Genomic DNA, 13,121 nt, shown 5'->3' on the forward strand with positions numbered 1-13,121 from the left:
TCCCTCAGATGCTGATGCGACCCTCTTCGGCGGCCAGTCCGATGTCGGTGCGGAAGTGTGAACCGGTCAGTTTGACGGTCTCGAGCCGGCTGTAGGCCTGGGCGCGGGCGGCAGCGAGATCTGCGCCGACGCCGACAACGCTGAGCACGCGGCCACCGTTGGAGACCACGGCACCATCGGCAATCGCGGTACCGGCATGCAGCACACCTTCGGCGTCGGAGCCGGTGATCGGATCGCCGGTACGCGGGCGTCCCGGGTAGTTCTCGGCGGCCACGACCACGGTCACGGCGGCGCCATCTTCCCATTCCAGGGACGGCAGCTGGTCGAGTATCCCGGTGGCCGTGGCGTTCAATGCCACACCGAGCGGCGACTTGAGCAGCGCGAGCACGGCCTGGGTCTCCGGATCACCGAAGCGACAGTTGAATTCGACAACGGCAGGGCCGTCGGCGCCGATTGCCAGTCCGGCGTAGAGCAGGCCCGAGAACGGGATGCCGCGGGCCACGAGCTCGGCCGCGACCGGCTTGACGACCTCGTCGACGATCCGTGTGACCATCTCATCGGGCAGCCAGGGCAAGGGTGTGTAGGCGCCCATGCCGCCGGTGTTGGGTCCGGCGTCGCCGTCGCCGACCCGCTTGTGGTCCTGCGCAGGCAGCAGCGGAACGACGGTGTCACCGTCGACCAGGCAGAAGAGCGACACCTCGGGACCGTCGAGGAAGGACTCCAGCAAAACCGGATGTCCGCTCTCGAGGAGGTCGGCGGCGTGGATCCGGGCGGCATCGCGGTCGGCGGTGACCACCACGCCCTTGCCTGCGGCCAACCCGTCGTCCTTGACCACCCAGGTCGGCCCGAAGCGGTCCAGTGCGGCGTCGAGGTGTGCCGGGTTGTCCACGATCTCGCTGTGTGCGGTCCGCACACCGGCGACCGCCATCACATCTTTGGCAAATGCCTTGGAGCCCTCGATCTTTGCCGCTTCGGCGCCGGGGCCGAACGTGGCGATGCCGGCTGCCCGCAGCTCGTCGGCAACACCGAGTACCAGGGGCACCTCGGGGCCGATGACCACCAGGTCTGCCTCGATCGATGCGGCCAGGGCCACAACGGCAGCGGCCGACACGACATCGACCGCATGGTTGGTGGCCAACGCTGCGGTGCCGGGGTTACCCGGGGCCACATGTAGGTCGGTGACAGACGGGTCGCGGTTCAGACCCAGGACGAGGGCGTGTTCACGGCCGCCCGATCCGATGACGAGTACTCGCACGTGCCTGACCCTACCGCCCACCGCACCGGGCACATACCTACGCCTCCAGCACGTCCAGTGCCTGACGTCTGTGCTCGCTGCCCACGGTCTCGTCGACCACAACCGCCAGGGCCGGTGCCAGGGCCACGATAATCAGACAGGTCCCAACCGAAACTCCTGCCGCGGCAAGCACAACCGCCACTGCGAGTATCACCGCCATCCCGCCCAGTTCGGCCAGGTGGACGCGGTTGAAGCCGAGCAGAAAGCCGTAGAGCGAATAGATGCACGCAAGGTAGGTCCCCACCGGGATGATCACCGAGACTACCGCGGCGGTCTCGCTGATCGTCGCCTCGTGTTCGAGGTAGAGCGCAGCCACGTGCAGCCCGGCACCCATCATCGCAATGGACATGAAGATCAGGATGTGGAAGTAGCCGAAGATGAACGCCCGGCCACGGCGCACGTGCAGTGCCCGACCGGACGGGACCACGAAGTAGATCCACCACATGCCGAAAGTGATCCCCACTCCCGCCAGACCGACCACGGCGGTCTCGAACGTCCAGCCCTGCAGGTGTACCACGGCTTGGAGAGCCACGGTGGTCCCGAGGATGCCTTCGCCGAGGGTGATGATCGCCAGCAGGCTGTACCGCTCGGCGATGTGATGCGCGTGCCACGGCGTGGGTCCTTCGTTGCCCAGTTTCTCGGCGATCACCGGAACGCACATCTCGGCGGCCGCGAGCAGTCCGATCACCGCCATCGTCTGGTAGAGGCCGGTGTCGAGGAATATCGCTGCCACCCAGGCGATCTGCACGATGCTGATGCCGACCGCATAGACCACGCAGGTGTGACGGTAGCCCGGACTGCCCCGTGCCGCGCGAAGCCATTGCACAACCATCGCCAGCCGCATCACCACATATCCGAGGACCATCACGCGGTTGTTGACCACGCCGCCGGCATCGATGGACTCGAACACCGGCTCGATGCCCAGCGCCAGGATCAGCACGCCGATCATCTGCACCATCGTGGTCAGGCGGTAGACCCAGTCGTCGGTGTCGAAGGCCGAGGCGAACCAGGTGAAATTGATCCACGCCCAGATCGCGGCGAAGGTGGTGAAAACGAATCCGAGCACCGCCGTCTTGTAGTGCCCCTCGGCCACGTAGTGCGAGACCTGCAGACCGGCGAACGAGAACGCGACCACAAACGTGAGGTCGAAGAACAACTCCAGGTTGGTGGCGGCCCGACCGCCCTCGTGGGGGTCGCGGCCCACCATGCGGGTCACCCGATGTTTGAGTCCGTTCACCGCCGCCACCGCCGCCTGCGGTCCGCCACCCTGCATGTCGGTCATGTTAGGTCAGCACATGATGGAGCGTGGATCAGGCGGGTTCGGTGAGGTCATACAGGGTTACCGAACCCACCGTCGTGCTCGAGAAGTTGGCCTCGACCCACTCGGTGATCTCAGACGCGGTGCCGCTGCCACCGCCCCCCATCTGGCCGCCACCGGCGATGAAGTAGTGGATCTTCCCCTCGTGCACATACACCTGGAACTCGGTCAATGTCGGCGACGGATCACTTCCGTTGAACCCGCCGATCGGCATCACCGAATGCTCGGTGGCCAACTGATAGCCCGACGCGCTGTTCGAGCCGATGGCGGCCGCCACCCAGGTGAACTGGTCGGCGTCCTCGTTCAAGGTCGCAACCATCTCGCCGGTTGGCGTCGATCCGGAGAGCAGTCCGCCACCGGCACCGCCCATCTGACCGGCCTCACCCATCTGCGCCCGGCCATCTGTGCCGCCACCCGGTCCCGGCATCGCACCTTGGCCGCCCGGTGCGCCTCGCCCGTCGGTCATGCCGGGCATGCCGGGCATGCCGGGCATGCCTTGCTGCCCGGTCATCCCGGGCGGCACCATGTCGCCGGTGCCTGCGGTCATCCGACGCATCCCACCGCCCGGCCCGAAACCGCCGTCGGACGACGGCCCGGCAGTCGGAATGGATCCCGACCTGGTGGACGAGACCGTGTCGATCGCATATGCGGCCGGACCCACCAATCCCAGGGTTAGTGCCACAAACGCTGCGACGAGTGCGACACGCCGCAGTGCCGGTCTCGCCAGATGTGAGAATGCCACAACGACCGCGGCGACGACCGATCCGATCAACACGACATAGCGCAACCACGGCACGAAGTCCGGTGAACGCCCCAGGAGTACGTAAGCCATTGTGCCCGTTGCCAGAATCGCACCGGCCAACACCAGACGCACCCATAACCGATCACGGCGCTGCCAGCACTGAACCGCCCCCGCACCCACGAGTGCGGCGATCGCCGGCGCCAGCGCCACCGTGTAGTAGGCGTGGAAGATCCCGGCCATGAAACTGAACACAGCCATCGTGGTGACCAGCCACAGTCCCCAGACCACCAGCAGTGCACGTTTGCTGTCGGTCCGTACCGACTTGCCGCGCAGAATGATTGCGGCGACACCCAAGATGAACGCGGCCGGGATAAGCCAAGCGACCTGACCACCCTGCGATGCGTCGAACATGCGCGTCCAGCCGGTATCACCCCACATACCGCCCCCTCCCCCGCCACCGGGACCGGCGGGGAATCCCCCAGCGGGGAATCCCTCAGCGGCCAAACCTCCGACGCCCTCGCCGGCGGCTCCACCACCCCCCGGCGTGACGCTGCCCGTCTCGTTGCCATTGAGTCGACCGAATCCGTTGTAGCCCAGGGTCAGTTCGAGGATCGAGTTGTCCTGTGATCCACCGATGTACGGGCGCGAGCCGGACGGCCACAATTCGACGGCCAGAACCCACCAGCCCGCGGAGACGATCATCGCTCCGAGCGCAGCGAACAGATGCCCCAGTCGGGCGATCCAGGTTTTCTGTCCAAACGCGATGTAGGTCAACGCCAGCGGTGGGATGACCAAGAACACCTGCATCTGTTTGGTCAGAAACCCCAGTCCGACAAACACACCCGTCAGGATCATCCACCGGATCCTGCCGTCGTCGATGGCCTTGAGAGTCGCCCAGACGGCGGCGATCATCAACAGCACCAGCAACGCGTCGGGATTGTTGAAACGGAACATCAATACCGCGACCGGGGTGAGTGCCAACCCGACACCGGCGATGAGTCCGGCGACGGGACCAAAACGTTTACGGACAATCCAGTAGAGCAACGCCACCGATGCCACACCCATCAACGCCTGCGGCACCAGGATCGCCCACGAGTTGAGACCGAAAAGTCGCACCGAGAGCCCCGGAATCCACAGCGACATAGGCGGTTTGTCCACCGTGATCGAGTTCGCCGCATCCGAGGACCCGAAGAACCACGCCTTCCACGACTGCGATCCTGCCTGAATTGCTGCCGAGTAGAACGAGTTCGCCCACCCGTTGACACTCAGGGTCCACAGATACAGTCCCGCGGTGGCGACCATGAGTACGGCAAATGCCGGCCACTCCCAGCGCGGCCGGGGCGCTGACATCGGGGCTGGTTCCGGCGATGCCGGCTCCGGCTCGGCCGGTGGACGATCGATCAGCACCGTCATGCCGATACCTCCTTGTTGTGATGAGACGTGCGAAATACCAAGCGAAACCCGACAAAACGAAGAACGGTGGAGATCAGGTTGGCCACCACCAACACCGTCAGCTCGACGTGCTTGGAGACATCCGGCGCCCAAAGGTGCAGCAGTATCAACGATCCGGCGGTCAGCACCCATCCGAGTGCAAATATCGCGATGCCCTGCAGCTGATGCTTGGCGGCGCCACCGCGACCGCGCACACGAAATGTGAACGCCCGGTTGGCGGCTGTGTTGAACACGGCGGTGATGAGCAGTGCGAGAAAGTTGGAGATCTGGGCGCCGACAATGGAATGCAGCGCAAGATAGAGCACCGCATAGGCGATCGTCGAGGCCACGCCGACCAGACAAAATCGAACCAACTGGCCGACCAGACCGCGCGGTACACCGGCCACCTGCGGACCGATTTCGCTGCGGCCCAGGCTTTCTCTGAGCTCGGCAACCGGCAGCCTCCCGGAGGCGAGTGCCCGGCCGACCCGCCAACACCCCTTGATGTCTTCCGTCGCGGTCGCGACGATGTCCACCTTGCTGTGAGGATCATCGACCCAATCGACCGGAACCTCCGCGATCCGCAAACCCGCCCGCTGGGCGATCACCAGCATCTCGGTATCGAAGAACCAGCCGGTGTCGTCGATCATCGGCAGCAGCCGGCGGGCGACATCGGCCCGAACAGCCTTGAAGCCGCACTGCGCGTCGGAGAAGCTCGCACCCATGGTGGTGCGGAGCATCAGGTTGTAGCCACGGGAGATGAACTCCCGCTTGCCACCGCGGACAACCCGCGACGACCGGGTGAGCCGGGTACCGATCGCAAGGTCGGAATGTCCGGAGACCAGCGGGGCCACCAACGGCAGTAGTGCGTTCAGATCAGTCGAGAGATCCACATCCATGTAGGCGACCACCGCGGCATCGCTGTCACGCCAGATGCACTTGAGCGCACGACCACGCCCCTTCGCATCGAGATGGACGACCCGCACACGGCGGCCGTTCTCGATCGATGCGGCGAGTTCCTGCGCGATCGCCAATGTGCCGTCGGTGCTGGCGTTGTCGGCGATGGTGATCCGTGCCGGATAAGGCATGTGGGCACCCAGATGTGCGGTGAGCCGGTGGATGCACGACGCCAGGTCCGCTTCCTCGTTGTAGACCGGGACAACGATGTCGATCATCGGTGCCGCGGGTGTGAGATCGACGACGATGGCGGCAAGCTCGGCCGGGACCTCGTCCATGGTGTCTGCGCTCATGCCAGTCACTGTGGAATCCCAGCCTGTCGCAGAGCTGCACCGCCGCTGTCAGGTTCCTGCAAGCGCTGCGACCAGCGGACGGGGATAAGGTCGAGACATGGCATCGGTTTTCACAATGATCATCAACGGCGACATCCCCGGACGCTTTGTGTGGAAGGACGACGACGTCGTGTCGTTCCTGACCATCAACCCGGTCACCGACGGGCACCTGCTGGTTGTCCCGCGACAGGAGGTCGATCACTGGGAAAGTGTCGATCCCGCACTCTTCGGCAAGATCAGTTCAGTCGCGCAAACCCTGGGACTGGCCGTCAAAACGGCGTTCGACGCTCCGCGGATGGGTCTGCTGATCGCCGGACTCGAGGTTCCCCACCTGCACGTCCACGTGTTCCCCGCCTGGCAGCTGGAGACCTTCGACCTGGCAAACGCACAGAAGGAACCCGATCCGGCGGCTCTGGACGCCGCCGCCGACAAGATCCGGGAGCAACTACGCGCCCTTGGTCACGGCGCCTACGTCAGCGACTGATCCGGTCCCGCGGAATCCGCACCCAGAACGTCGCACCTTTTCCGGGTTCTGATTCGACACCGACGGTGCCTCCGTGCGCGGCGACCAACGCCGCGACGATCGACAGGCCAAGGCCACTGCCCGAGGAATTGTCGGTGCGATGGCGCGATGAATCGGCGCGGTAGAACCGCTCGAACACCCGCGCCCGGTCCTGCGCACTGAGCCCCGGACCGGTGTCGGTCACCGACAACACCGCATCGTTGTCGACGGTGCCGACCCGAACGGTGATCGACACGTCGTCGGGCGTGTGCAGGATGGCATTGCCGACGAGGTTGCTCAACACCTGCGCGAGCCTGGCAGCATCACCGGAGACCTCGGGAACACCCGGTCCGTCGAATACCTCCACCGAGATGTCCCGGTCGGGGGCCGCCGCTCTCGCGCTGTGCACCACGTCGGATGCCAGCGCCAACAGATCGACCGGCGCCCGCTCGAGTGGTCGCTGGGCATCGAGCCTGGCGAGCATCAACAGGTCTTCGACCAGCAATCCCATCCGCTTGGCCTCGGTCTCGACCCGCGACATCAGTACCTCGGTGTCAGTCATCGCACCTTGCCGGTACAGCTCGGCGAATCCCATGATCGACGTCAGCGGGGTGCGTAGTTCGTGGCTGGCGTCGGCCACGAACCGGCGCATGTTCTCTTCGGAACGGCGCGCCTGCTCCTCCGAGGCCGCCGTCGCGGCGAACGCACCCTGAATCTGATGCAGCATCGAGTTGAGCGACTCCGCGAGCCGCCCGACCTCGGTGTTCGGTGCCGCCGGGGGAACTCGTTGATCCAGATCCCCCGCCGCGATCGCCTGCGCCGTCTGCTCCACCCGTTCCAATGGCCGTAAGCTGGTGCGCACCAACAGATATCCGAGCGCACCGATCACCACGATCACACCGGCACCGATACCGACCTGCAACCAGATCAATCGGTTCACCGTGTCGTCGACGTCGGTCAATTCCACCGCGACGATCGCGCTACCGTACGGCGAGGACGTCTCGACAACCCGCCATCGCGGTCCGTCGCCAACCGACTTCACCGTGACCGGGTCCGTGCCAAAACTGTTGGCGTCGGACAGATCCGGCTCCGCCGCGTTGTCGTTGACGATCATCGTGCTGCCGTCGGACCGCTGGATCTGAACGTAATACGGTGTTGGCGGACGGCCGTTCTCGACGTCCTGGGGGTCCATTTGTGGGGGCGGCAGAGCCCGCGGTCTCGCCCACCCCGCGGCCGCCTCCCGCAATGAACTGTCGGTGCGGTCCATCAAGTTGTTCCGCATGGCCGACGTGACCGCGACCCCCGACACCAGAAGCCCCATGGTGACCAGGACCAGCGTCAGCGCCACCAACGACACCCGAAGCGGGACGCCCCGGCGAACTCTCGCTGCGATGGTGACCTCGGGAGTGCTGGTCACCGAGGCTCGCGCATCACGTATCCGACACCGCGCAGGGTGTGGATGAGCCGCTTCTCGCCGGTGTCGACCTTGCGCCGCAGATAGGACACATACGACTCGACGACGTTGACCTCTCCGCCGAAGTCGTAATTCCAGACGTGATCCAGGATCCGGGGCTTCGACAGCACGGTGCCTGCGTTGATCATGAAGTAGCGCAGAAGGGTGAACTCGGTGGGCGACAGCGACACGAGCTCGCCGTTCTTCCACACTTCGTGGGTGTCGTCGTCGAGTTCGATGTCGGCGAACTTGATTCGCGAACTGGCCTCCGGCTTCTCGCCGAATCCACCGCGCCGCAACAGCACCCGCAGCCGGGCGACAACCTCTTCGAGACTGAATGGCTTGGTCACATAGTCGTCGCCACCGATGGTGAGCCCGGTGACCTTGTCCTCCACCGAATCCCGCGCCGTGAGGAACAACGCCGGCGCCTCCACGCCATCGGCACGCAGACGACGAAGCAGCCCGAAGCCGTCCATCCCGGGCATCATCACGTCGATGATCAATGCGTCCGGACGGAACGTGCGGGCAATGTCGAGAGCGCCGGGTCCATCTGGCGCTGCCTGCACCTCGAATCCCTGGAACTTCAGTGAGACCGACAAGAGCTCGCGAATGTTCGGCTCATCGTCGACCACCAGCACCCGCGCACTCTGATCACTCATGTCTCACACCCTGCCTGACCGTCTTATTCAGAGTCTGCCAGCAACCTGGGAGGTTCCTGTGAATGACGTTCAAATCGACCCGATCGAGACCGTCCTTCCGATTTCATCGTCCCCACCTGCATCTTCGATCTCCCCCTCGAACATACATTTGAGTCTAAACGAGGGGTAGACATTGGATTCTGCGAAGGCAACCGATACCGGTCAGCCGTCGAGTGTGCGATGAAATGGCGCCGGATACCCGGGCTTGGGTCGGTGATCGCCGAGCCAGTCACCGAGTTCAACGGCCCGACGGCCGATCGCGGTTGTGGCGGCGCGATTCAACTCCTCCAACAGATACGTACCGATGGACCCATCCGGCCGCTGATGCCATCCGCCCACGACCCGTCCGTCCCACCAAACAGTTTGTCCACCATTGCCGTTCGAATCGAACAGATGCGGCGAGTGCGGCCCGAGATACCAGTCCCGCTGTTTCCATCCCATCAATGTCGGATCGAGTTCGGGCAGCAGCAGTGCAGTCGGCGGGGCGGCCTCCACGTCGTCGAGATCGTCAGGCAGGACGTACCCGATCGATCCGTCGCCGAGGTCGACCTCGACGACGTCGAGAGCCGAGAGCGCTTTTCTCACAGCGGTTTTTGTGGATCCCAACCACCAGACGATGTCGGTTTCGGTGCCGGGACCGAACTGACGCAGCCATCGCCGGATCAGTTCACGGTGCCCGGTGTCGGGATCTTCCACCGGCAGCGGCTCGCCGAGCCAATCCGACATCGCTGTCCACCTGGGCCGCGAACGCATCCAGTTACCGTCGTTGGGTCCGCGGACGATCTCGCCGGCGGCGCTCATGTGGTTCAGCACCCGTGGCCCCATCTGAGCCACGCCGGCCCACGACTTGCCTTCACCGTGCGAGATTGATCCGGCGAGCTCTGGCAGTTCTTTGCGCAATTCGGTCGACGTTGCCGTCCGCCCGTCGACCAGCGCACCGGACACTGCTGCCCGCGCCTTCGCGATCCAGCCTTCGGGGTCGGGGAAATCGTCGCTGCGGCGCAGATCCCGCAGCATGTTCGTGCGTTCACTGGCGGCGACCCGCTGCCCCACCGCACTGACCGCGTCGGCCAGCGCGGGCCGGGGAAACGCGAACAGCGTGCGCCGCATCGCGAGCTGTTTGATCAGTGTTCGGTCGTCATACAGCGCCCGATCCATGTCAGAGACATCGAAGCCCGGCATGCGCGCCCATGCCGATAGATAGACCGTCGCCGGGGTGGTCGCGTGAAGCGCGACAACCGCTTCGGCGGCCTCCACCGGAGTTGACGCCGCGGACTCGGCGATCAGCCGATGACGGCGCAACAGTCGTGCTCGGCGTTGCTCGGTGCTGATCGCTGGGCGGGTCACGACTTCATGCAATCAGATCAGCGCGTCTCCAGCGATTCGAGGTGCCGCAGCCAGCCGCCATAGTTGAGGTCACAGATGGCAGAGCGAGCAGCATCACGCACTTTCCGGCGCCAACAACCGTGCACTCGACGAGGGCAGCACCGGTCCTGGATCTTCGTCGACGACCCCGACTTCGAATCGAAGCCGGCCGGGTACTCGGTCTCTACGCACGAACCTGGGAGAGGGAACCATTGGGCGACAACGACTATGCAATTCCTACGGATGAAGACACATCCATCCGGGCCCACACCTACCATCACCTGGCGGCCAACGACGCGCAGCGGCCACGACGTTCGGTCGCTGCGAGAACACCACCGGCACAGAAGAGTTCACGAAAATCGCCGAACAGGTTATGGCGATCGGCCCGCCGCACAGTTCCCGAGGCGATCCTGGTGCATACCCCGCGGTGCACACATCCTGGCTCAATCAGGTCGAGATCTTCTTCTTTGTACGCTCAACGAAAGATATTCTCGCCCAACGATTTCATCACACCGACACCCAACCCGACCCGACAAACGCCGACCAGCAGATGAGCCCTACCCGACGAACTATGGGCGAGACCACTAAGTAAGCCGCACGCATCCCACACACAATCGCCAATTGTCGGACACTCAGGTTCTTCTCAGCTACGCTCTGCGCTGGTCGGCGCCGTCGGCAGTTCAGCAAAGGAGATCCTGTGCAACTCACGCTCTTTCGGCCCTATGTCACCGCTGGTATATCGATGGTCGGCGCCGCCGTCATCGCGATCGGTCCGATGAGTCCCGCCGCAGCCTCGCTGCCGGACATCCACGTGCCGGCGATTCAAACCTCCTCGGTGGGGGTGCAACTCGCCGCTGCCTTCAACCCCACCGCCGACCCCCTCACGGCGTGGGCCACCACCGCCATAAACACGTTCGAAAACACTGTGGCGCTCGGCGGGCAGGTCATCGGTAACGGCGCGCCAGTCTTGACCCAGATCCTCGCCAACCAGATCGGCTACGCCAACCTGATCGGCACATCGCTCCAGAACACGGCCACTGGATTGGAGGCCTGGGCGAGCGACACTTTGCCCTTCTACCTGCAGTATGCTTCCGACCTGTTCCAAGAGGGCCAGGTCGGGGAAGCGTTCAACTGGCTTGTCTACGCCGCTGCCAGCGTGGCATTTCCCTTGTTCCCGATGGTCGATATCCTCAGTATCCCGGGTGCCATAGCGCTGAACTTCGGAAATGTCGTCGCTCAACTAGGACCTGTCGTCATGGGACTTGGTCTCAGCGCCGTCACCGCGATCGAAGATCCCTTTCTTGCGTTTGGGAATCAGCTGCAGGCCTTTGCTGACGCAGTGAACGCCGGCGACCCACTCGCCGCAGTGAACGCGGTGCTGAACGTTCCCGCCGCGATGACAAATGCCTTCCTCAATGGGCAGGTGTTCACCGGGGTACTCGGCCCGTACAACACGATGTTCGGCACCGGCTTTCTCGGCGCTCTATTGGTAGGCGTGCCCCAGCTGATTGCGGATGCGCTCACGCCGCCCGTGCCTTCGCCTGCGCGCAGCACGGTGGTGACCGACCCGCCGAATACCAACGCACCAGCCGCCGCGAAAACGTCGGCCGTCGAGGCCGGCAACACCACGCCCAACGGGTTGCCCGCAACCACGGACGAAGCGCTCGCTGCTGCCGTCAGCTACAACTCCGGTCCCGTCGACAGCCCCTCGAGCATCGCGATACCGCAGATGAATACGGCAGAAAATGTGACGTCGTGGCTCCATCCGAAGCCTGAGACGGCCGAGATTCCGGCGGCCGGCGAGCCTTCCGGCAGCGGCAACGAATCATCCGGCACGAATGGCGGCGTCGACAGCTCGCCAAGCACTGGCGCCGACGACGATTCAACGGACGCGGCGGGCGACAGCTACCGCAGCCTCCAGCCGCTGGCCGGTTCATAAGTAACCCCGCCCACCCCGGCGGTTCACTCGGTCGCCGCACCACTCACAGTTTGAGAGGTGCGGCGGCCCACCGCACTCACCGAGTCGGTCGGCGGGGCCCGCGAAACGAGCAGATTATGGCGCCGGGATCGCGGCCACAGCTTCGATTTCGACCAGCTGATCGTCGTATGCCAGCACCGAGACACCCAGCAGGGTGCCTGCCGGCTTGTGGTCGCCGAAGACCTCGGTCACCACGTCCCACGCGACAACCAGATCGGCCTGCAGGTGCTCGGCGACATACACGGTGACCTTGGCGACATCGGTCAGTGACGCGCCCGCTTCGGTCAATGAGAGTTCCAGGTTTGCCATGCACTGACGGGTCTGTTCACTGACGTTTCCCGGCGCGACCGTCACCCCGTCCGCGTCGAGCGGCGCGGCCCCGGCTGTGAACACAAGACTGCCGGGAGCAATCGCCGCGCTGCGCGTGTGACTGTTTTCCGGTCGGTTGATCTGCACTGATGACATGACGCAATCCTAGGTGGTGCGACATCGACGTCACGTGACCCCGCGCGGTTTCCCGCACTCGACCGGCAGCACTGGCACAATGCCGTCATGGGACCTGGTGTCACGCCGCAAAGCGCCTATTTTGTTCTCGGGATGCCCGACCATGCACTGGTCGGCGCCGGACTCGACATCAGCCAGGCCGAGGTGTTCTTCGACGAAGAAGCTGCGCTGGCCTCGGTTGATCACCACTACACGCTCGCCCGCGACATCGCGTCCGACAAGGTGCTGGCATCAACCGATTGGTTTGTCCTGACCGCACTGGTCGGCGACGGCGTCAGCCCGGCCTACGGTGATCACTTCTTCGCCTACGACGAAGACGACCGGCCGTGGGCGATCGCAGGCGGCTTCACCCGCGCCGAGGAGATGACGGACTGGCTACCGTTCATCTTTGCCGTCGAAGACCTGCACGAACACTGGTCACCGGGCGGGGTCGACGAACATCTTGTGCCATTCGAAACCACCCGCGATGCGGACATCGACCTCTCACGGGTCTGGTTTGCACCGGTGATGGCGCAGCGGGTGTACCCCGGCGTGACCGACTGATATC

At 64.6% G+C, this 13,121-nt stretch carries 11 protein-coding genes; 3 read left to right on the top strand and 8 right to left on the bottom strand.

Features of this window, described 5'->3' with window-relative positions:
* Positions 1 to 4: 4 nt before the first annotated feature.
* From purD to AC1TQG_RS23865, 4 genes are read right to left on the bottom strand one after another with little or no spacing between them, the layout of a single operon-like run.
* A complete protein-coding gene (gene purD / locus AC1TQG_RS23850) occupies positions 5 to 1,255 on the bottom strand; it encodes a phosphoribosylamine--glycine ligase (protein WP_482140873.1) in 1,251 nt (416 codons plus the stop codon).
* A 37-nt stretch (positions 1,256 to 1,292) separates the two neighbouring features.
* Positions 1,293 to 2,576 carry a low temperature requirement protein A gene (locus AC1TQG_RS23855; RefSeq protein ID WP_482140875.1) on the bottom strand — a complete coding sequence of 428 codons (1,284 nt, stop codon included), beginning with the start codon at positions 2,574 to 2,576 and terminating at the stop codon, positions 1,293 to 1,295.
* Positions 2,577 to 2,604: 28 nt separating this feature from the next.
* Positions 2,605 to 4,767, bottom strand: a complete 2,163-nt coding sequence (locus AC1TQG_RS23860; RefSeq protein ID WP_482140877.1) for an ArnT family glycosyltransferase — start codon at positions 4,765 to 4,767, stop codon at positions 2,605 to 2,607.
* Complete coding sequence (locus AC1TQG_RS23865) at positions 4,764 to 6,020, bottom strand: bifunctional glycosyltransferase family 2/GtrA family protein (RefSeq protein WP_482141455.1); 1,257 nt, start codon at positions 6,018 to 6,020, stop codon at positions 4,764 to 4,766. Before AC1TQG_RS23865 ends, AC1TQG_RS23860 begins: the two co-directional genes overlap by 4 nt.
* Before the next feature lie 112 nt (positions 6,021 to 6,132).
* Between AC1TQG_RS23865 and AC1TQG_RS23870 the strand changes: the two genes are divergently transcribed.
* A complete protein-coding gene (locus tag AC1TQG_RS23870) occupies positions 6,133 to 6,558 on the top strand; it encodes an HIT family protein (RefSeq protein ID WP_482140879.1) in 426 nt (141 codons plus the stop codon).
* Here AC1TQG_RS23870 and AC1TQG_RS23875 read toward each other — a convergent pair.
* The 3 genes from AC1TQG_RS23875 to AC1TQG_RS23885 all read right to left on the bottom strand — a co-directional run bounded on the left by AC1TQG_RS23875 (position 6,548) and on the right by AC1TQG_RS23885 (position 10,074).
* Positions 6,548 to 7,993, bottom strand: coding sequence for a sensor histidine kinase (locus AC1TQG_RS23875; RefSeq protein WP_482140881.1), 1,446 nt, complete (start codon positions 7,991 to 7,993; stop codon positions 6,548 to 6,550). The two genes, AC1TQG_RS23870 and AC1TQG_RS23875, sit on opposite strands and share 11 nt — an antisense overlap.
* Positions 7,990 to 8,688, bottom strand: coding sequence for a response regulator transcription factor (locus AC1TQG_RS23880; RefSeq protein ID WP_482140883.1), 699 nt, complete (start codon positions 8,686 to 8,688; stop codon positions 7,990 to 7,992). The genes AC1TQG_RS23875 and AC1TQG_RS23880 overlap by 4 nt, the downstream gene beginning before the upstream one ends.
* A gap of 201 nt (positions 8,689 to 8,889) precedes the next feature.
* Positions 8,890 to 10,074, bottom strand: a complete 1,185-nt coding sequence (locus AC1TQG_RS23885; protein WP_482140885.1) for a winged helix DNA-binding domain-containing protein — start codon at positions 10,072 to 10,074, stop codon at positions 8,890 to 8,892.
* 715 nt (positions 10,075 to 10,789) lie between these two features.
* Here AC1TQG_RS23885 and AC1TQG_RS23890 point away from each other — a divergent pair.
* Positions 10,790 to 12,031: a hypothetical protein gene (locus AC1TQG_RS23890; protein WP_482140887.1), complete on the top strand. Its 1,242-nt coding sequence runs from the start codon at positions 10,790 to 10,792 to the stop codon at positions 12,029 to 12,031.
* A 114-nt stretch (positions 12,032 to 12,145) separates the two neighbouring features.
* On the opposite strand, the gene AC1TQG_RS23895 is transcribed toward AC1TQG_RS23890, so the two are convergent.
* Positions 12,146 to 12,535, bottom strand: coding sequence for a RidA family protein (locus AC1TQG_RS23895; RefSeq protein WP_482140888.1), 390 nt, complete (start codon positions 12,533 to 12,535; stop codon positions 12,146 to 12,148).
* 87 nt (positions 12,536 to 12,622) lie between these two features.
* On the opposite strand from AC1TQG_RS23895, the gene AC1TQG_RS23900 reads away from it, so the two are divergent.
* The gene (locus AC1TQG_RS23900) at positions 12,623 to 13,117 is read left to right on the top strand and encodes a hypothetical protein (RefSeq protein ID WP_482140890.1); all 495 of its coding nucleotides are present in this window, start codon (positions 12,623 to 12,625) and stop codon (positions 13,115 to 13,117) included.
* The last annotated feature ends 4 nt before the right edge of the window (positions 13,118 to 13,121 follow it).

The organism is Williamsia sp. Y844 (assembly GCF_056786475.1).

Excerpts from the sequence above, each read along its gene's own strand:
- AC1TQG_RS23855 (WP_482140875.1), bottom strand. The coding sequence starts at position 2,576 with ATGACCGACATGCAGGGTGGCGGACCGCAGGCGGCGGTGGCGGCGGTG.
- AC1TQG_RS23860 (WP_482140877.1), bottom strand. The coding sequence starts at position 4,767 with ATGACGGTGCTGATCGATCGTCCACCGGCCGAGCCGGAGCCGGCATCG.
- AC1TQG_RS23865 (WP_482141455.1), bottom strand. The coding sequence starts at position 6,020 with ATGGACGAGGTCCCGGCCGAGCTTGCCGCCATCGTCGTCGATCTCACA.
- AC1TQG_RS23870 (WP_482140879.1), top strand. The coding sequence starts at position 6,133 with ATGGCATCGGTTTTCACAATGATCATCAACGGCGACATCCCCGGACGC.
- AC1TQG_RS23880 (WP_482140883.1), bottom strand. The coding sequence starts at position 8,688 with ATGAGTGATCAGAGTGCGCGGGTGCTGGTGGTCGACGATGAGCCGAAC.
- AC1TQG_RS23895 (WP_482140888.1), bottom strand. The coding sequence starts at position 12,535 with ATGTCATCAGTGCAGATCAACCGACCGGAAAACAGTCACACGCGCAGC.
- AC1TQG_RS23900 (WP_482140890.1), top strand. The coding sequence starts at position 12,623 with ATGGGACCTGGTGTCACGCCGCAAAGCGCCTATTTTGTTCTCGGGATG.